Origin of the sequence: Maribacter sp. R86514, assembly GCF_044597005.1 — a bacterium.
Classification (GTDB): Bacteria; Bacteroidota; Bacteroidia; order Flavobacteriales; family Flavobacteriaceae; genus Maribacter.
This window is the reverse complement of sequence record NZ_CP138999.1, coordinates 1,500,296-1,520,144: the sequence shown is the minus strand read 5'-3', so window position 1 is coordinate 1,520,144 and position 19,849 is coordinate 1,500,296. Positions and strand designations below refer to the sequence as shown.

The following is a 19,849-nucleotide window of genomic DNA, read 5'->3' as shown; positions in this document are numbered from 1 at the left end:
CATCACCTTTTGTTTTTGAGCGTATAGCTTAATGCTTCGCTGGTAAGTTCAGCTTTTGATTTTCTGCCATTTCGGAGTAGCCAATTGTTCAGCTTCTTCTTTTCGAAAAAAATCATTTTCCCGTTGGGTTTCGAATGCGGGATATTTCCGGAGGCTGTCAGTTTATACAGATAGCTTCTAGATATTCCGGTGTATTCACAGGTTTCCTCGAAGGTGAGTACCTCCTTATTGGCCGTTAAAAGCCTTTCCAAACGATCAAGCCGTTCAAATATTAAAATAGTGTCCATTTGTTTCTTTTTAAGATTATTAAATGAACAAAAGCGCTTTTGTTTTCCTTTGGATAAAGGTAGTAGGAGGGAGGTGGTAAAATTTGTTTAGGATTCAATATTTATCCACAAAATATTGGTATACAACTACTTATACCATATAGAACCAAATAACACCATATAAAATTTTGAAAATTATATTTGGAGCCAAAGCGACTCAAATGGAACCGTTTATTATTTGTTGAAAATGAAGGATTTTAAGTTATTAACAATAGAAAACTGAATTTATATCAAAATAAGGATATTTAAATCGGTAGATACACTAATTGATACTAAAAAAATTTCAACTTTTGATAAACTTATTTTTATAAATTGTTTCATCCTACAATTCCATAAACTGTTTATGGTTGTTGCAGAACTTTAGAGAACTGGACTAGGTCTCTTCAAAGGACATCTTTTTTTGCTGCAGTGATAGTTTTCCGTTCAATAACTTTCGAACCATTTTATCAGTCGGTCTCATTATTACAATTTCAAAACTTGCTACGCATGATGTTTATATTTGTAGTTGAAATGTCTAAATCGCATTTTCATCAATTTCTACAATTCCGTGTCCGTAAATGCAAATATTAATGCCGCCCTTTTTTTTACAGTAATCCAATAAGTCTAAGTAGTCCCCAAATCGGTGTGTAACTAGCACGGCCGTTTACCAAAAGAGCTTTGTCATTAAAGTAAGCTGTTATCCAGCATGAAATGCTATCCGCCATCATCATTTTCCACTGGTCAATTAGAGTCATTATCTCTTTTATTTGAAAAACGGGCGTCCCAAAATTTCTCCCAACTCAATTTACCATCTTTATACCATACTATATATTTTCTGGTCTTCATCGGATGTTCTTCGCTCTTGATACTGTCGTTTAGAGCATTTTTACTGCGATATAAATCAGCAAACCAAACAATCTCCTTCCCATCTGCGCCCAGTTTGGCTAAAAATTCCTTTTTGGGTACCAAGGTCATTTTTTGCTTATCGTAAGAAGGACGACTTAGGATATGATTAATGGCCATGATTCTCCCTTCATCATCAAGAAATAGCTGCTGCGACATCTCAATGATTCCCAACATATCCCTGACTGCCTTAGAAGGTATATATATTTCATCCTCGCCACCCTCGACCGTATTTTTGGTAACGCTGGTTACCGCGTACTGCATGTGTTTTTCTTCCCCGTTCGATGGCAGGTAAAATGTTTCGGTAATATAATTTTCCCCGATCCAATTCATCCAAACAATATCAGATGGATTGCTGTACGTATCTGTATCTGGTGAACCTACCATCCGGTCGATAGACTCAACAAAAGAGCTTTGTCGAGGATGATTTTTAACTATATCTATTAACGCTGGTGCTTGACCCTTTTCTATGAGAACACCACGGATATCCATCCTCGAATTAATGTAGGCTTTGGAATCATGAACTGCAGTGTAATTAAACAGCGCCAGCCACTCTCTATTATTGCCTTCACTGCGCAAATCGCGATCACTGAACTGGACCCAGTTATTAAAATCAATTGCTGGCTCTCCTTCAATTGCTACCTTTATTTGTTCGTCAGCTGTTCCGACTTCCTGCATTTCTGGGGCCAGTGGTCCTTTAACAATCCAGTTGTCTTCAATATCGGGTATCTCCTCATGAATTGTATCTGCCAAGAATTCTGCGGGGTTATCAATGTTAACGATTTTCATATAATCATCCACAAACTTCTCAGTATCTTTATGAGGTAGGTAGTCCGATAAATAGCCTTGGATGTAATGTACAGCCAGCCAGGTATACTTTTCTTCTAGGGTGAATAGCTTACTTTTTGAACCATGACTGGCATCGGTATAGCTGTTGCCATCATCTTTAGTTCGATTAAAGCCTAATGATTTTATGTACGCGATAGCAGTCGAAATCGCCCATTCATAAGCCGAAAGACCCTCAATGCCAAGATGATTAATATAGGCCTTCAAAAATGCCTCTACCTTATTTTCTGGTTCTTTGTCCTTGTCCATAGACTGATATTCCATGAAGTCATCGAATGAGCGTTTAATCACATACCAGGCCAAGTCATGAACTATAGGATAAATTTGCTCGCCACCTTTTTTAAGTGCATCGGCATCGACCGGAATAAATTTCAGCCACTCTATCTGCTGTGGACGTGCCTGAGCGGCCTGCTTATCACTGATTACCCCTGTATAAAATGCCTTTTCAACCAAAGATCGGAAGCCGATTCTGACTATAATATTATGATGATTGCAGGGTTTAGCGAAAACATTGGACAGCGACCATTCCGCCAGTTCCTGTAATGAGGGCTTATCCTTCAATTTGGAGGCAACTCCTAATGCGATAGTCGCCAGATCTTCCCGTATCTGTGGATCATTACATGGGAAAAGTTTGTCTAGTAACAATTTAAACTCCTGCGGTTGTTTGATCGCCCATCTAGTCAGTGCGGTACGTAAACGCTCCCTAAAAGACTGGTCTAGAGTGGCCAGCGCCCAACCAAATATAAGAGGATATTCATTGTGCAGCGAAAGTTCGGGCAGATACAGATCACCTTCGCCATCGGGGTCAAATACCCGACGCAGATTATACCTGAAGTATTTTTGGTTTTTCTCCTTTTCCAGTTCATGAATATCTTGGCGGTCAATCCCAAGCCATATCTTATCGCGCTCTACAGCTGTAGGTTGATTCATCAGTAAGCCATGTAGATATTCTGCACCAAAATAATTGGCTGAGGATGACGCTGAAGGATAAATAAGTGTGCTGAATACGAAATATCGGCTCTTAAGGTCTTTGAAATATAAAATACTGATGTTCGCTTTAAATGAGGCGGCGACATCTGACGGGGCCTGGATTAGGGCTTTTGTATGCAGTTGCTGGATAGTGGCCGGTGCTATCCCTTTGGAAAGGAAATTATCTCGGCCGATCAGTATGCCATGCTTATGAAAGAGCGTATTGACAATCTCCTGAACTATACGTTGATTAACTAACTGCAATTCGTGGGATTTTCCTCTTTCAGGAACTGCAAGCAGGCGTTCTGGTATAGCAGTTATTTCCTCCTTTATAATACCCTCTACATATTTATCCGACATGATTACCTCCATAATAGACTGATAGGTCAGGGTATAAGACACCTGTATTTTTTTAATAGCTCCTTTCTTAACTGGTATCTCGCTCTTAGTCAGAAATGCATTGTTCACTAAAAATTCAATTGCCCTTTCCACCTCCTCGTTACCCAGGTAGTTCAAAGATTCATCCTTCAGTAGGATATACAACTCCGAATGTGATATCTCTGATTGCGCATAAAAAATCTCAGAAATAGCTTCGATGGCATTCCTTACCGGGGTGCGTGCTGCGCCAGGATTTTTAGCTTGCCGAAACTCTTTTTCCATCTGGTTAATTTTTTCATCTAGCAGGTCATGTTCGGCAGTGAGTATCTCGTCCTCTACTGTCAGGTTCTGACCTTCATATAGTTTACAGAATAACCGTAGGGCATAGAGACTATCGATGCCCCGGATTAGTGATCTCGGCTCGACGGTAATGTCGAAATGCTCAAAATAGCGGTCGACTACCGCCTGTACAGGAACATCACCTTCTCGAGGAATTTCAACCATCTGGAAAGCAAGGTCTGACGGCATTTCCTCATCATTCCGGAAATAGGGTCGTGCCGTAAAAGCGAATCGTAACCGTGAGTAGCGGTTCATCAGCGTTCCGCTTTCACGTATCCGAGCATACCACTCCGGCCAGTGTTCGGTATCCTCCTCCAATCCATCTATACAGATTATTACCTTGGCTAGTTCTTTTTTCAATTCATCACCAGGGTTTAAGTCTTTGGCCGACTGGTAGTCGGCACGAACCGCAAGCGTTTCGAGTGCGGATAACATTTCGTTTTTGTTCCAGTTATCGATATCAAGTGCTTTTTGAAATAAAGAAGTCCAGTCATCACATGGCGCCCCTTTAGCCCTGATAATCAGTGCTGGAAATTTCTGATGGTTAAGGCGAATATCCACTGTATTGGAAATCGCATGAGTTTTCCCGGTTCCTGAATTACCTAGGAAAAGTAGCCCTGATTGAGCAACTTCGTCCCGTATCCTGACAATCATAACTGCCAGGTCGAGATTAGCGATTCGGTCGAGCGATTCCAACAACCGCCTTGGTAAGCCCAGCTGTCGGGCGCTGGGCCTCAGTTCCTCCAAAGCTATAAATAAGTCCCTGCTTACCAACATGGGTTGAAGGTTAATTTTGGGTAATTCGCCAATGCCCTCCTGAACTGCTATGATCACCTGCAAAAGGGCTGCCATGTTTTGATCGATATTGTATTGAATGCTTTGCAGTTCTGGTAACATCCCGCTGTCCGCATCTAGCGTATCGCTAAAGCGTGTGATGAGAGAAGTAGAGCTTTGAAGTATTTTGGTAGTTTCCCCGATTCGATTGAGTAATTCTTTCCGGTAATCCTGGCTATATAATATTTGTTCGATATGCTGTTGAATCACACCAGGCCCATGTAGTTCAGGAATGTATCGCTTATCTATCCAGGCCGCCTTTTCCAGCTCGAACTGATCGACCAACTGCTTATGAGTGACCACATCGCGTTCGAACCAAAACTTGTTCATGCCCTCATTGTCGGGTTCCAGCAATTCACTTTGCAAATCCTGCTCGAACCACCAGGTAAATGTTGTTCCAGTATATGCTGCTTGAATTTTAGCAGTAAGCTGTTCCACACGATATTCTTCCGTATTTACCACCGCTACTTGGCCTTTACCTGTTTTGATGGAAGCAAGGGACCGAGGAACACATATGATGTATTCTACAATCTTATTCCGATGTTTCATAGCTGTATTAACAGATTTTTCAATCTGTGTTATCTGTGAGTCCTGCATGCTGGTGCGGAACCATTTGGCCTGCACCGCTATAAGGTCACCGTTCCTCAGCTCGCCATAGGCTTCGATACCCCCATCGCCGCCAGCACCGTTTACCACGCGGAATTTTACAAGGTCACTGCCATATTTCCTACGCAAATACCGCTCAAACAAATGGGTGCATAAGGTTTCAAAGGCATTCTGCGGGCTTTCGCTGTAGGTGTTGAAATTATTAAAATCCATCTAGTAAATAAATTCTGCTTATCTAAGTGGAGCAATTTACAGAATAATATTTTTTGACTAGTGTAATTGGTGTCTAATAGCGTATAATTTTGGAAGGGCAACCCCTTCATAGGTTTTCATATTTTTGGAATCCATCTTTATAAAAGATTTTGTGCTAGTTATAAAACCTTATAATATCTCTTAGTCCATTTTCAAATCCAACTTAGGAATCAAGTTAGCAGCTTCCTTCATTTTCTTATCAATAATCTTTGCATAAATAGCGGTAGTTCGTATCTCCCGATGTCCGAGACGTTTTGATACGGTATAAATATCTGCACCATTTTCTAGAAGTAAGACAGCGTTTGTGTGCCTCGCAGAATGAAAGGTGATATGCTTGTTAATACCGGCATGCATGCACCAACGTAGTAGTTGCATATTCATGTGAGCGCTATACCGAAGCCCCTTAAATACCCTATCATCCTTAGCTCTCCGCTCCCCTAAAAACTCTCTGGCCTGTTTGGATATATATAAATATTCTACGCCATCGGTTTTCTTTTGCTGAAAGACAATTCTGAAAATAGGAGTATTCTCCGAATCCATTCCTTCGTCTCTCACTTCAGACCATTTCATTTTGTTTACGTCGGACCATCGTATTCCCGTTAATGCTGAAAAAAGAAATGCACGTTTTAGAAGTGGTAGTGAACAGGTAGTACTAGCCAATCTTTGAAGCTCGTCCGCGGTAAGGTATTCCCGCTTAGATTCTCCCATGCTAAAGCCTTTCACTTTTTTGATATAGTTCTCTTTTAAATATCCCTCTTCGAATGCTGCATTCAGGCAGGCTTTAAATTTATTAAAATAGGTATGCTTTGTGTTTTGGGATAGCTTCTTCTGACTTTTTGTTACCGCTACCGTATCCAAGTACTTTTTGAAACCTTTAATGAATTTGACATCTACATCATTAAGAGTGATGTGATTGGGGGAGTAGGCTTCTATATGTTTTTGTGCTGCATCCCAATTATCGTAATTGCCCTTTGACTGGTAGCGTTCTTCCTTCATCTCTTCGTAGAACTCCAAAAAACCGACTTTGCCCTTTCTATCATTTTGAATATTATACTTCCCTTGAATAAGCTCTGCTTTTCGAATTGTAAATATCTGTTCTGCCAGCTCTAAATTTTCGCTATTCTTTTTTTTCTGAGCAGGTGTTTCTGGATTGGGGGTGAGATAGAGATCAAGATATTCGAAATCCCTTAAAATTTTATTCTTGCCATCGGGTGTTTTCGTTCGGCCTTTATAATATTCAAGATATAGGCTGATCTTTCCGCTTTTTAATTTTTTTCTTCTGAGATGAATTTTCATACGAGGTACACATTTGTGTATCTCTCAATAAAAATTTATTCACGAGGTACACATGAGAGACACAAAAGTACGAAAATCATACATAAAAGAGAAAATAAAGAAATGCAAATTTTTAACAAACACCTGATTTATAGTCATTTGAGTACAAATGAAACCAAATAAAATGGGAATCTACTTGCCGATACAAAAATTAGCAAATATATTTCCCAACAACTCATCGTTGGTCACTTGACCTGTGATTTCCCCTAAATGATATAGAGCTTCTTTAACATCAATAGCCATGAGGTCGCTTGAAAGTTCTGCTTTCATCCCAAATTGAACTTTTTCTATTTCTTCTAATGCTTTTAGTAAGGAGTTATAATGGCGGGTATTGGTAACTATCGTTTCATTATTGCGTAGAGCTCCTGTATTTACAAATTCTAAAAGGCTATTTTGTAATTCTTCTACACCTTCTCCAGTTTTTGCAGATAGGTATTTTACATCATCTAAATAGGTACCGATTTTATTCTTTTCATCCTCAGAAAGGGTATCGGCTTTATTTACAAGCAATACTAAAGGTTTTAGCGGATTCTGATTTTTTATTTTCTCATAATCGATGACAATATTTTTCAGTTTTTTATCGTCAGCTAAAATCTTTGATCCATCAACTAGTAGTAAAATTACTTGTGCCTGTTCTATTTTTTCGAATGTTCGTTTAATTCCCATGCCTTCTACAACATCTTGGGTCTCACGAATTCCTGCGGTGTCTATGAATCTGAAACCAATTCCACCAATAGATATTTCATCTTCTATAGTGTCTCTGGTTGTTCCGGCAATATCAGATACCAATGCGCGCTCTTCATTTAAAAACGCATTTAAAAGGGTAGATTTACCTACGTTAGGTTCACCTACAATAGCTACTGGTATACCATTTTTAATTACATTACCTACAGCAAAAGAATCTATTAGACCTTGCAATACTTTTTGAATACGGGTAAGTAGTTCCTTAAATTGAGTACGGTCTGCGAATTCTACATCTTCTTCAGAAAAATCGAGTTCTAGTTCTATTAATGAAGCAAAATTCAGGAGTTCTGTTCGTAACTGTTTTATCTCGTTACTGAACCCGCCACGCATTTGTTGCACGGCAATTTGATGGCTAGCGGCATTATCACTAGAAATTAAATCGGCAACAGCTTCTGCCTGACTTAAATCCATCTTACCATTTAAAAAGGCTCTTAGGGTAAACTCACCTGCATCTGCGGTTCTACAACCATTTCTAAGAAATAACTGAATAATTTGTTGTTGTATGTATGGTGAACCGTGGCAGGATATTTCTATTACGTTTTCTCCTGTATAAGAACGTGGATTTTTAAATATGGAAACGAGTGCTTGATCTAGTACATTTTCTCCATCCTTAATATAACCTAAGTGTATGGTATGGCTTTTTTGGTTTTCAAGAATTTTACCTGAAACCGATTCAAATTGTTTAGAAGCAATCGTAATTGCATCTGTGCCTGAAAGTCTTATAACTGCGATTGCTCCTGCGCCTGCTGGAGTCGCTAATGCTATTATAGTATCGGTTTGAATCATCATGCAAAAATAATCAATTATAACTGTTGTAGTTTTCTTAATTTAAACACCTTTTGTTTTCAGTATTCAATTATATAGTAATTTTGCATGTTATAAAATGTAATTTTAATATGAGAAAAGTATTTGTATTGTTAGTATTTATGTTAATGGGTTCTTTAGTTGTAGCCCAAGACGACGCTCCTGTAAATGAAAAGGAAGTTATTGAAGATGTTGAGGAAGAAATGAAGCAGGTGAAGAAAGATGTAAAGGAGGCTAAGGCCGATGCTAAAAAAGAAAAAAAGAAGCAGCTCGACAAAAGAAAAAGGATGCTGCTAAAAAGAAAGAAGAAAAGCTTAAAAAGCAAATTAGTTCTAAAACAAAATCTATTTCTAAAGAAGAAAAACAAATAGCAAAATTAAGAGCTCAGCTCGAGAAAGGAAAATTAAAAGGAACGCTTTCTCCAGTGGATATTCAGAAAATCGAGGATAAAATTGCCAAGAGCCAAATGAAGATCATGAAGGAAAAAGAGAAGCGTACAAAATTAAATAGAAAATTATAATTTCTAATTTTTGTAACATTTATGGGGTTTGTGCGTCTTATTTATAGTATTCATCATTAAAATCAATCAAAAATGGAACTAGTAAATAAAAACGCAGTAGTTGTTCGTGAAGACCGTAATTTGTTGGTCATTACTCATTTGTCTCAATATTTAGATTTTATAACAGGATTTGGCGGACTTATAGTACCGTTGGTGATTTGGTTAACGACCAAAGATTCCGTTATTGGTATGGATGAGCATGGTAAATCTGTCATCAACTTTCAATTAACCCTAATCTTATATTTAGTAATTGGTATTCCTGGTATCTTATTATTCGGTCTCGGAATCTTATTACTGATTTTTGCCGGTATCTTATCAATTGTGATGCCTGCAATAAATGCCATAAAAGCAAGTAAAGGAGAATCTCCTAGTTATTTTGGAACCATACGGTTTATATCGTAAACAAGATATAAAGCATAAAAAAAAGGGTCAGTAATTCAACTGACCCTTTTTTATTTATAGTTTTTAATACTACCCGTTAAGCATAACAGGCATTACCAACATAGTTACAAATTCACCTTCATCCAAACCATCTGTTGGGGTAAGTATACCTGCACGGTTTGGTAAACTCATTTCTAAAGAAACTTCATCAGAACCTAAGTTGTTCAACATTTCGGTTAAGAACCTAGAGTTGAAACCAATTTGCATGTCATCACCTTGGTAAGCACATGTTAATCTTTCTTCTGCTTTGTTAGAATAATCAAGATCTTCAGCAGATATATTTAATTCTGCACCAGCAATTTTTAAACGTATTTGGTGTGTTGTTTTATTAGAGAAAATAGAAACCCTTTTTACTGAGCTCAAAAACTGATTTCTTGCAATCGTAAGTTTGTTCGGGTTTTCTTTTGGTATTACCGCTTCGTAGTTAGGGTATTTGCCATCTATTAGTCTACAAATCAATTCAGTTTCATCAAAACTGAATTTTGCATTACTTTCATTGTATTCAATAAGCACATCAGACTCACTACCAGCTAATATACCTTTCAACAAAGTCAAAGGTTTTTTAGGCATAATGAATTCCGCTACTTGAGAAGCTCTTACATCAGTTCGTTGGTATTTTACCAATTTATGTGCGTCAGTTGCAACGAACGTTAAGTTCTCTGGAGAAAATTGAAAAAATACTCCGCTCATTACAGGTCTTAAGTCATCATTACCTGCAGCAAATATTGTTTTGTTGATGGCTGTTGCCAAAATATCACCAAGTAATGTTGTTGAACTTGGACTTGTTAATTCAACTGCTTTTGGGAATTCAGCTCCATCAGCATATGCAAGCGCATATTTACCGTGGTTAGAACTGATTTCTACTGTATTGTTATCCTCAACAACAAAAGTCAGTGGTTGTTCAGGGAAAGTTTTTAAAGTTTCTAAAAGCAATCTTGCCGGTACAGCTATAGTACCTTCGTTGTCAGAATCTACCTTTATAACTGAACTCATGGTGGTTTCCAAATCGGAAGCTGAGACCGTTAGTTTGTCCTTCTGCAAATCGAACAGAAAATTATCCAGAATTGGTAACGTATTACTGTTGTTGATTACACCTCCTAATATTTGAAGTTGTTTTAGCAAATAGGTACTTGAAACTATAAATTTCATTCTTTAATTTTTATTGATATTTTCCTTGAATTCATCAAGCAAAATAGGTTTAAACTCCTTATTGTTGGCAGTTTTCGTTACCAACAAAGATATTTTAATTGACCTTTTTAAGGAAACAAACTTATTAACAGTTTGTTATCTATTAAGGTAGTGTATAATACTAGGTATTACTACATTAAGATCATATTAATTAATTTCGGGCATTAGTTATTAACTTTTGAACTCTTCTTATATTTTAAAAATACGCTTAAATATTCTTGAAATTGAATTTGCTAATGCTATTCAAAATCTACCATAATAGTATCTCTATAATCCAATCCTAATAGGGTGGAGGCACCGCCTACTGTGGTTAAATTGCTTTTATAAATAGCCAGTTCTATATAATTGGATGAATTAAATATGGCAAGCAGGTCTCCCGCACTCTTACGTTGACTCTTCTCTAGACTATAGTCTATAAATTCATTATAAGCTTTATGGATCGTTTTTATTTTATGATTTCGGGCCATTACGGTATAATCACGGTCTTTCCGATAAGCGTCAAATAAATTTTTACGAATATTGGTAATTACATTTCCATAGTTATCAATATAGATGACACTGCCAATTATTTTCTTTCCGTCTTCAACTATTCTCGGTGCAAATTCTCTTAAATCGTTCAATTCGGTAAATGGTTTGCCCACAAGTTCTAATGTGCCGCCGCGGGCTATATGGCAGGCAACTTGTATGAAAACATTTAATACAGGGAATGAGTTTGCAATAGAATCTGGTAAATTTATTTCAAATACTTTTTCCGGAGTCATTTCAGAGGTGATGAGTCCAATGACACCGGTGTTTGCGCTAATAAAATAGTGTCCGTTTACTAATGCTACAATATGCTTGTTATCCGGGGTTTCTTCAGAGTCTACACCAACAATATGAATGGTTCCTTTTGGGAAACTATTATAAGTATTTGAAAGTATATAAGCACATTCGTGAATGTTGAACGGCATGATGTCATGCGAAATATCAACAATTTTAGCATCGGGCAATTCTGTATATATGGAGCCTTTTAATACAGCTACAAAGTGATCTTTTAATCCGAAATCTGTTGTGAGGGTGATAATTGCCATACAGCAATGTTGATATGTTTTTGGTTAGTCGAACTTAAAATTTGCTTAAATTTGATATACAAAATTAAACAAAAAAATAGCGATTAGAAACTAATCTTCGCTAACTATAAATCATTATAAAACCGACTGTTTGAACGAGATAATTCTAGAACTTACCGAAATTAGCCCGAGAGAGTTTTTTGGGCAGCAAAATGAGCATATTGATTTATTAAAGAAATACTTTCCGAAGTTGAAAATCGTAGCTCGTGGCAACAAAATTAAAGCCTTTGGAGATGAAGAACTACTGGAAGAATTTGAGAGGCGGTTTGATATGTTGACCCAGCATTTCATTAAATACAACAAATTAGATGAAAACAGTATAGAGAGAGTTTTGACAAGTTCTGAGGATGATGAATTAAAATCATCAAAGAATAGTGGTGAAACTTTGGTTCATGGTGTTAGTGGTAGGTTGATAAAGGCACAAACTGCTAATCAACGTCGTTTGGTAGATGCCTCTAAAAAGAACGATATGGTTTTTGCCATTGGTCCGGCAGGTACTGGTAAAACCTATACTGGCGTTGCACTTGCGGTAAAAGCATTGAAAGAGAAACAGGTAAAGAAAATTATCTTGACGAGACCGGCGGTTGAGGCTGGTGAGAATCTTGGTTTTTTACCTGGCGATTTAAAAGAAAAACTAGATCCTTACATGCAACCTTTATATGATGCGCTTAGAGATATGATCCCCGCTGAAAAATTGGTGCATTATATTGAAAACGGTACCATACAAATTGCACCAATGGCATTTATGCGTGGTAGAACTTTAGATAACGCCTTTGTTATTTTAGATGAGGCACAGAATACCACCCACGCACAAATGAAAATGTTTTTGACTAGAATGGGTAGAAATGCCAGATTCCTGATAACGGGAGATCCAGGGCAAATTGACTTGCCTAGAAGAACAATTTCAGGTTTAAAAGAGGCTCTGCTCATTTTAAATAATGTGCCAGGTATAGAGGTTATTTATCTAGATGATAAAGATGTAATCCGTCATAAACTTGTGAAAAAAGTTATTGAAGCTTATAAAACTATAGAACACCACAATTAAGAATTTACATGTCAAAGAATACTATTTACGAAACTGAATTTAATTTCCCGGGTCAGAAAAATGTCTATAAAGGCAAAGTAAGATCGGTATACACTTTAGATAACGATATGTTGGTCATGGTGGCCACTGATAGGTTATCTGCTTTTGATGTGGTGATGCCAAAGGGAATTCCATACAAAGGACAGATTTTAAATCAGATTGCAACCCAAATGATGGCTTCTACAGAAGATATTGTTCCAAACTGGTTAACTGCAACTCCTGATCCAAATGTTGCTGTTGGTGTTGCCTGCGAGCCTTTTAAGATAGAAATGGTTATTCGTGGGTATTTATCCGGGCATGCAGCTAGAGAATATAAGTTGGGCAAAAGAATGCTTTGTGGTGTTGCCATGCCCGATGGTATGAAGGAGAATGATAAATTTCCAAGTCCTATAATTACTCCTGCTACCAAAGCGGAAATGGGTGATCATGATGAGGATATCTCCAAAGCCGATATTTTAAGTAAAGGCATAGTTTCAGCAGAAGATTATGAATTACTTGAAAAGTATACTTATGCACTTTTTCAAAGAGGAACGGAAATTGCCGCTGAAAGAGGATTGATTTTGGTAGATACCAAGTATGAATTCGGAAAAACTAAAGAAGGAAAGATTGTTTTGATCGATGAGATTCATACTCCAGATTCTTCTAGATATTTTTATTCTGATGGATATCAGGCTAGGCAAGATGCCAATGAGCCTCAAAAACAATTATCGAAGGAGTTTGTAAGACAATGGTTGATTGCTAATGACTTTCAAGGTTTAGAGGGACAAACCGTTCCTGAGATGTCTGATGAATACATTGAGTCTGTATCTGAACGTTATATTGAACTTTACGAACATATAACTGGAGAGCCATTTGTAAAGGCTGATACTACTCATATTCATGATAGGATAAATAGAAACGTCTTAAGTTATTTGGAGAGCCTTTAAACTTATCTAAGTAAATATTTAAGCGAGAAGTTTTTCTTTTCCTTTAAGCGTGATATAATCTTTAAAAAGGCGACAGCTGTTATATAGGCGTCGCCTAAAGCAGTATGCCTGTCTTTTCTAGAAATGGAGAATTTTTCCGCAAGCTCATCCAGGGTATAATTGGATTTCGGTTGAACTAGGTAAGATTTTATTAATGTTTTCTTGTAAATCACTCCAGTATCTAAGACCATGTTTTTTAGTTTAGGTAGACCATGCCTTACTAAAGCAGTATTTAGCATTCCCATATCAAAACCTGCATGGTGTGCCACGATAACCGCATCACCAACATAAGCTAAAAACTTTTCAAGTGCCAAAATTTCACTGATACACTCTCGCTGTCCGTTTTTTAAAAGTCCGTGAACGTGGACAGTCTCTTTATTGAATTTTTCTTGCTCTAAATAGATATCGAATACTTCTTGAACAGAGATACTCTCATTTTTAATTTTTACCGCGCCAATGGAGAGGATACGGTCATCTTCAAAGCTAAAACCTGTTGTTTCGGTATCTAAGACTACAAAAATTTGGTCATTAAATTTTTTACTTTGAGTTTCCTTGAAAAGGCTTTCATAAGTTTTCCAAAATTCTGGTAGGTTTTTAGGTGTTCGTTTAAGTAATCCCATTACCCTAAAATATTAGTCACTTTAAAACGGAGCGTGATTAACTCTTGTATTTCCTTAATAGCTTTAAAGGTACGCTTCAATTTCATTTTTTCTTGCTTGCTCAACTGGTCTAGTTGAATAAACCTACCTGAATCATGATTAGCCAAACCTTGTCGTGTTCTAAATTTTACCAAGGCTTTTGTGGCGTAAGAGCAAGCCAAATACAACTCTTTGTTATTGGGTTCAAGTTCCGCTAATTTCTCATATCGTTCCCATGTATTGCTAATAGCTTTAACGGAATGTGATAGTATTAAAACACGCGCGGCATCAACCAAGGGTCGTAAAGCTCTTCTTTTTAAATCAAAGGAATCTTTGTGTTGACCGTCTTGCTCAACAACGAATTGCCTAAAAAAACCAGTAGGTGACGGACTTTGAAGTGCGCCGTTTGCCAAGTGCACCAAAAAAATAGGATAATTCTTAACGGTTCTAAATATATGGTCAGACATATTATCCAATAAACTTCTTTCTCCGAATGCCAAACTGTAATCAAAAAATATGGAAGACATTAAAACCTCGTTGGGTCCGGGGTTACCGATCCAATATGATAGTTTGTTTTTCCATTCTTCTAGACTTAAGCACCATTTTGGGTTAGAAGCCATCATATCCGCTGGGCAGTACTCATAACCTATAGTATTCAATCCTTTGGTTATATGTTTAGAAAGTTCAAGGAAGTAAGTGGTAGTTTTAGATAAATCTTCCTCAGGTACATTTTCAAATACCAAGGCATTATCTTGATCTGTATGTAAAAGTTGTTCACTTCTACCTTGACTACCTAATGCCAGCCAGGCAAATTTAACGGGTTGGGGCGTATCCATTTTAGCAATAGAAATTTCCACTACCTGCTTTATACATGTATCATTTAGTTCAGAGATGATTTTAGCAATCAGTCCTAATGGAATATTTTGCTCTAAGTATCCGGTTAAAAGAACCATAACACTTTTTCTGATCTGTTTTATTTTTTTAATGCGAGAGGTACGTTTAATCGCTTTTACCAATACTGCCGGGTTATCGCCTAAGGAAACCATTACGTCATGCTTGGATAAAATTCCTAATGCAGCCGAATTTGGCGTGCCATCTTCCGTAATGACCAAATGACTAACGTTGCTTTTCATCATCGCCATTTGTGCCTGTGTAATGGTAAGATTTTTTGGATACGTAATTACCGGGGTAGTCATTACAGTTTTTACTGAAGCAGTTATTGGCTGCTGACCTGATATTACTTTGTTTCTGAAATCTTTATCGGTAATAATGCCAACTGGTAAATCTTTACTGGTAATTAATAATGATCCAATTTTCTTCTTGGACATGATATCAGCAGCCTCTTTAATAGAGGTTCTTGTGGAACAGGTTACCAATTTTTTTGAGTAGTTAGCTAATTGTAGGTCTGGCAGTACCACTTCGGTAGTAACCTCTTCTTCACCTTCGTTATCATAAAGTTGCCCTTTTTGATTTTTTGCGTACGGATTACGGGTGTTGGAGGCAAAACTCTCCATTAAGAAAATAGTTACCTGATTGTTCTTCTTGGCAATAGGTTTAAAAATGTCGATTGGAATTCCGTAGAGAATACACTCTTCATGCGCTCTAGCTTCTAACTTATAATTTTCATTGGCAAAAAGCGGGCGTAACCCAAATATATCTCCTTCATCACAATAGTCAATAATATTTGAATTGGTAGGATTGTTTAAAGTAACCGCACCTTTATGAACCATATAAAAGTGTGAATGCTGAGGTTCATCAACATTGAAAATAATACTGTTCTTCTCTTTATAGACGATAAGTACTTGTTCAGCCAACTCAAAAAGAGATTTGCTGTTAAGAACATTAAAAGGCGGATAGTTTTTAATAAAATCGGCTACCCTTTCAGAAATCAGATTTTTCATAAATTAAAGTTAGCGGATTAAATGCAGATATAAAAAGACCTTCATATGTGCAACCACAAATTAAAGATTGCCTTGTTTAAAAAAAAATGTTAGCAATCGCTCAAGAAAACACCAACTGCTAATCCGCCTTCAGAGGTTTCTTTATACTTGGAACTCATGTCTTTTGCGGTTTCCCACATGGTCTGTACCACTTTGTCTAATGGTACTTTAGCTGCTGAAGGATCAGACCCCAAGGCTAGCTCTGCAGCATTAATAGCTTTTATTGCTCCCATAGAGTTGCGTTCAATACAAGGTATTTGAACCAATCCGCCAATAGGGTCACAAGTAAGCCCTAAATGATGTTCCATTGCAATTTCTGCAGCCATAAGTACTTGTTCTGGAGTACCTCCCAGTAATTCTGTAAGTGCTCCTGCGGCCATAGCCGATGAAACGCCTATTTCTGCTTGACAACCTCCCATTGCGGCAGATATGGTAGCTCCTTTTTTAAAGATGCTCCCAATTTCTCCTGCAACAAGCAAAAACTGTTTAACATGTTCAAAATTACCTGCGTGGTTTTCAATGACCATATAGTACATCAATACGGCAGGTATAACACCTGCACTTCCGTTAGTTGGTGCTGTGACTACACGACCTAAGGATGCATTAACTTCATTTACACTTAAGGCAAAGCAGCTTACCCACTGTAATATTTGTCTAAACTTTACTTCTGTCTGTCTTATGCTCTGTATCCACTCTTCGGGGTTGGAGTAGGGTAGGTCGCTTTTTAGTTTATTGTGCATTTCAAAAGCCCTACGCTTTACATGTAATCCGCCAGGTAAAGTTCCTTCGGTGTGGCAACCGGTAAACATGCATTCTAACATGGTAGACCAGATGCGATTTAATTCATGATCGATTTTCACATCATCTCGCAAAGATCTTTCGTTCTGTAAAACCAATTCAGAAATTTTTAAATCTTCGTTTTTACAAAAATCAAGAAGTTCAGTTCCTTTTTGTACAGGAAACGGAAACTTTTCAAACATGTCAACCTTGCGTTTGGCATTTTTACGCTCTTCGCTAATAACGAATCCTCCACCTATGGAATAATAAGTTTTTGAAATTTTTCTGCCCGATTTTAATTTCGCTTGAAACTTTAATCCGTTGGCATGAAAAGGAAGAAATTTTCTATTGAATATAATATGTTTGTCCGGGTCAAAGGTGATACGGTACGTACCATCTAAAAGTAAAATATGCTCGTTTTTAATTTTATTTATCAGAGGGTCAATAGTGTCAATAGGGATCAATTCTGGATCGGCACCTAACAGCCCTAGCATTACGGCATAGTCAGTGGCATGACCTTTACCTGTCAATGATAACGATCCGTATAAGTGCACTTCTACTTCTTCAACCTTCTCAAGATTGTCTTTAGAGTTCAATCTGGCTAACCACCGCTCTGCAGCACGCCATGGACCTAAGGTATGTGAACTAGAAGGACCTACGCCTATCTTTAGCATATCAAAAACACTAATGCTTTCTATCTCCAAATCTTATAAGTTTTGTAGGCTAAGGTACAATGTTTTGGTAATGTATTACCATACTATATTGGCATAATTATTATGTAGAAAAGTGTATTAATGACATCATGTCAGTTTTTCTGGCTTGGCATATTGTTTGTCAATTACTAATCGATTGTAAAATAAAGCACTTAATTTAAAACATATAAAATGAGTAAGATTATAGGAATAGATTTGGGTACTACCAACTCCTGTGTTTCCGTAATGGAAGGTAATGAGCCAGTAGTAATTCCAAATGCAGAAGGAAAAAGAACTACACCATCTGTCATCGCTTTTGTTGATGGAGGTGAAATTAAAGTTGGTGATCCAGCAAAAAGACAAGCGGTAACAAATCCTCATAAAACCATTTATTCTATTAAAAGGTTCATGGGTAATAAATATTCAGAATCTAGTAAAGAAGCTGAAAGAGTACCTTATAAAGTAGTAAAGGGAGATAACGATACACCAAGAGTAGATATTGATGGTCGTTTATATTCTCCACAAGAATTATCAGCTATGATTCTTCAGAAAATGAAGAAAACTGCTGAAGATTATTTAGGTCAAGAAGTTTCTCGTGCAGTAATTACCGTACCGGCATATTTTAACGATGCGCAAAGACAAGCTACTAAAGAAGCTGGTGAAATTGCAGGTTTAACTGTAGAGCGTATTATTAACGAACCAACGTCTGCTTCTTTAGCATACGGTATGGACAAAAAAGATACGGATCAGAAAATAGTTGTTTTTGACTTTGGTGGTGGTACACATGATGTATCTATCTTAGAGTTAGGTGACGGTGTTTTTGAAGTATTGGCTACTGATGGTGATACGCACTTAGGTGGTGATGATGTGGATCAAAAAATTATCGATTGGTTAGCTGAAGAGTTCAAGTCTGAAGAAGATATGGACCTTAGAAAAGATGCTATGGCTTTACAGCGTTTACGTGAGGCAGCTGAGAAAGCTAAGATTGAATTATCATCTTCTGCACAAACAGAAATCAATTTACCATACGTTACAGCTACAGCTTCAGGACCAAAGCACTTAGTGAGAACTTTGACAAGATCTAAGTTTGAGCAATTAATCGCTGATTTGGTAAAAAGAACTATAGAGCCATGTGAGACTGCTATGAAATCAGCAGGACTTTCTAAGAGCGATATCGATGAGATTATCTTAGTTGGTGGTTCTACTAGAATACCTGCAGTACAAGAAGCTGTTGAGAAGTTTTTTGGTAAGAAGCCTTCTAAAGGTGTAAACCCAGATGAGGTTGTTGCAATTGGTGCAGCTATTCAAGGTGGTGTTTTAACCGGTGATGTTAAAGATGTATTGTTATTAGATGTTACTCCGCTTTCATTAGGTATTGAAACTATGGGTAGTGTAATGACTAAATTAATAGAGGCTAACACAACAATACCAACGAAAAAGTCTCAGGTATTCTCTACTGCTGCTGATAACCAACCATCGGTTGAAATTCACGTATTGCAAGGAGAGAGACCAATGGCAAACGATAACAAAACAATCGGTAGATTCCATTTAGATGGTATTCCACCAGCAAAGAGAGGTACTCCGCAAATTGAAGTAACTTTCGATATCGATGCTAACGGTATTATTAAAGTATCTGCAACAGATAAGGCTACGAACAAAACTCAGGATATTCGTATTGAAGCTTCTTCTGGTTTAACCGAAGAGGAAATTCAAAAGATGAAAGCAGAGGCTGAGGCAAATGCTGAATCTGATAAAAAAGCGAAAGAAACTGCCGATAAGTTGAATGAAGCTGATGGTATGATTTTCCAGACCGAGAAGCAATTAGAAGAGTTTGGCGATAAATTATCTGACGATAAGAAAAAGCCAATTGAAGAAGCTTTGACAGAATTGAAAGCGGCTTACGAAACTAAAGATATCGCAGTAATTACACCAGCTTTAGATAAAATCAATGAAGCTTGGAAAGTTGCATCTGAAGAAATGTACAAAGCGCAAGCTGACGCACAAGGTGGTGCTCCACAAGGAGAACCAACTGCTGACGGTGGTGCTTCTGATGCTGATAATGTTGAAGACGTGGACTTCGAAGAGGTTAAATAATATAACTTTAAGTTGTTATAAAAAAAGGGATGGTATTTACCGTCCCT

15 protein-coding genes are annotated in these 19,849 nt (G+C 37.4%); 5 read left to right on the top strand and 10 right to left on the bottom strand.

The window, feature by feature from the left end:
• Window positions 1-2 precede the first annotated feature (2 nt).
• From SJY30_RS06870 to mnmE, 5 genes are all read right to left on the bottom strand, one after another.
• Window positions 3-287, bottom strand: coding sequence for a helix-turn-helix transcriptional regulator (locus tag SJY30_RS06870; RefSeq protein ID WP_396634829.1), 285 nt, complete (start codon window positions 285-287; stop codon window positions 3-5).
• 623 nt (window positions 288-910) lie between these two features.
• Window positions 911-1,060, bottom strand: a complete 150-nt coding sequence (locus SJY30_RS06865) for a hypothetical protein (protein ID WP_396634828.1) — start codon at window positions 1,058-1,060, stop codon at window positions 911-913.
• On the bottom strand, window positions 1,047-5,393 hold the full coding sequence (locus SJY30_RS06860) for a hypothetical protein (RefSeq protein ID WP_396634827.1): 4,347 nt from the start codon (window positions 5,391-5,393) through the stop codon (window positions 1,047-1,049). The genes SJY30_RS06865 and SJY30_RS06860 overlap by 14 nt, the downstream gene beginning before the upstream one ends.
• Before the next feature lie 180 nt (window positions 5,394-5,573).
• Window positions 5,574-6,728, bottom strand: a complete 1,155-nt coding sequence (locus tag SJY30_RS06855) for a phage integrase SAM-like domain-containing protein (protein ID WP_396634826.1) — start codon at window positions 6,726-6,728, stop codon at window positions 5,574-5,576.
• 171 nt (window positions 6,729-6,899) lie between these two features.
• A complete protein-coding gene (mnmE, locus tag SJY30_RS06850; protein WP_396635312.1) occupies window positions 6,900-8,297 on the bottom strand; it encodes a tRNA uridine-5-carboxymethylaminomethyl(34) synthesis GTPase MnmE in 1,398 nt (465 codons plus the stop codon).
• Between the two features lie 110 nt (window positions 8,298-8,407).
• On the opposite strand from mnmE, the gene SJY30_RS06845 reads away from it, so the two are divergent.
• Together SJY30_RS06845 and SJY30_RS06840 are read left to right on the top strand one after the other, a co-directional pair.
• Window positions 8,408-8,686 (top strand): hypothetical protein, encoded by a 279-nt coding sequence (locus SJY30_RS06845; protein WP_396634825.1) that lies wholly within the window; start codon window positions 8,408-8,410, stop codon window positions 8,684-8,686.
• Between the two features lie 221 nt (window positions 8,687-8,907).
• On the top strand, window positions 8,908-9,276 hold the full coding sequence (locus SJY30_RS06840; protein WP_396634824.1) for a DUF4870 domain-containing protein: 369 nt from the start codon (window positions 8,908-8,910) through the stop codon (window positions 9,274-9,276).
• A gap of 69 nt (window positions 9,277-9,345) precedes the next feature.
• Here SJY30_RS06840 and dnaN read toward each other — a convergent pair whose 3' ends face one another.
• On the bottom strand, window positions 9,346-10,464 hold the full coding sequence (dnaN, locus tag SJY30_RS06835) for a DNA polymerase III subunit beta (RefSeq protein ID WP_036153600.1): 1,119 nt from the start codon (window positions 10,462-10,464) through the stop codon (window positions 9,346-9,348).
• 278 nt (window positions 10,465-10,742) lie between these two features.
• Window positions 10,743-11,573: an S-adenosyl-l-methionine hydroxide adenosyltransferase family protein gene (locus SJY30_RS06830; protein WP_036153604.1), complete on the bottom strand. Its 831-nt coding sequence runs from the start codon at window positions 11,571-11,573 to the stop codon at window positions 10,743-10,745.
• Between the two features lie 130 nt (window positions 11,574-11,703).
• Here SJY30_RS06830 and SJY30_RS06825 point away from each other — a divergent pair, with 130 nt between their 5' ends.
• A complete protein-coding gene (locus tag SJY30_RS06825) occupies window positions 11,704-12,657 on the top strand; it encodes a PhoH family protein (RefSeq protein WP_036153605.1) in 954 nt (317 codons plus the stop codon).
• Window positions 12,658-12,665: 8 nt separating this feature from the next.
• Window positions 12,666-13,622 carry a phosphoribosylaminoimidazolesuccinocarboxamide synthase gene (locus SJY30_RS06820; protein ID WP_396634823.1) on the top strand — a complete coding sequence of 319 codons (957 nt, stop codon included), beginning with the start codon at window positions 12,666-12,668 and terminating at the stop codon, window positions 13,620-13,622.
• A gap of 2 nt (window positions 13,623-13,624) precedes the next feature.
• Here SJY30_RS06820 and SJY30_RS06815 read toward each other — a convergent pair whose 3' ends face one another.
• From SJY30_RS06815 to SJY30_RS06805, 3 genes are all read right to left on the bottom strand, one after another.
• Window positions 13,625-14,281, bottom strand: coding sequence for a PolC-type DNA polymerase III (locus SJY30_RS06815; protein WP_396634822.1), 657 nt, complete (start codon window positions 14,279-14,281; stop codon window positions 13,625-13,627).
• The gene (locus SJY30_RS06810; RefSeq protein WP_396634821.1) at window positions 14,281-16,200 is read right to left on the bottom strand and encodes a DUF294 nucleotidyltransferase-like domain-containing protein; all 1,920 of its coding nucleotides are present in this window, start codon (window positions 16,198-16,200) and stop codon (window positions 14,281-14,283) included. The genes SJY30_RS06815 and SJY30_RS06810 overlap by 1 nt, the downstream gene beginning before the upstream one ends.
• Window positions 16,201-16,289: 89 nt before the next feature.
• Complete coding sequence (locus SJY30_RS06805; protein ID WP_396635311.1) at window positions 16,290-17,714, bottom strand: L-serine ammonia-lyase; 1,425 nt, start codon at window positions 17,712-17,714, stop codon at window positions 16,290-16,292.
• A gap of 186 nt (window positions 17,715-17,900) precedes the next feature.
• Between SJY30_RS06805 and dnaK the strand changes: the two genes are divergently transcribed.
• Window positions 17,901-19,802 carry a molecular chaperone DnaK gene (gene dnaK / locus SJY30_RS06800; protein ID WP_396634820.1) on the top strand — a complete coding sequence of 634 codons (1,902 nt, stop codon included), beginning with the start codon at window positions 17,901-17,903 and terminating at the stop codon, window positions 19,800-19,802.
• Window positions 19,803-19,849 lie beyond the last annotated feature (47 nt).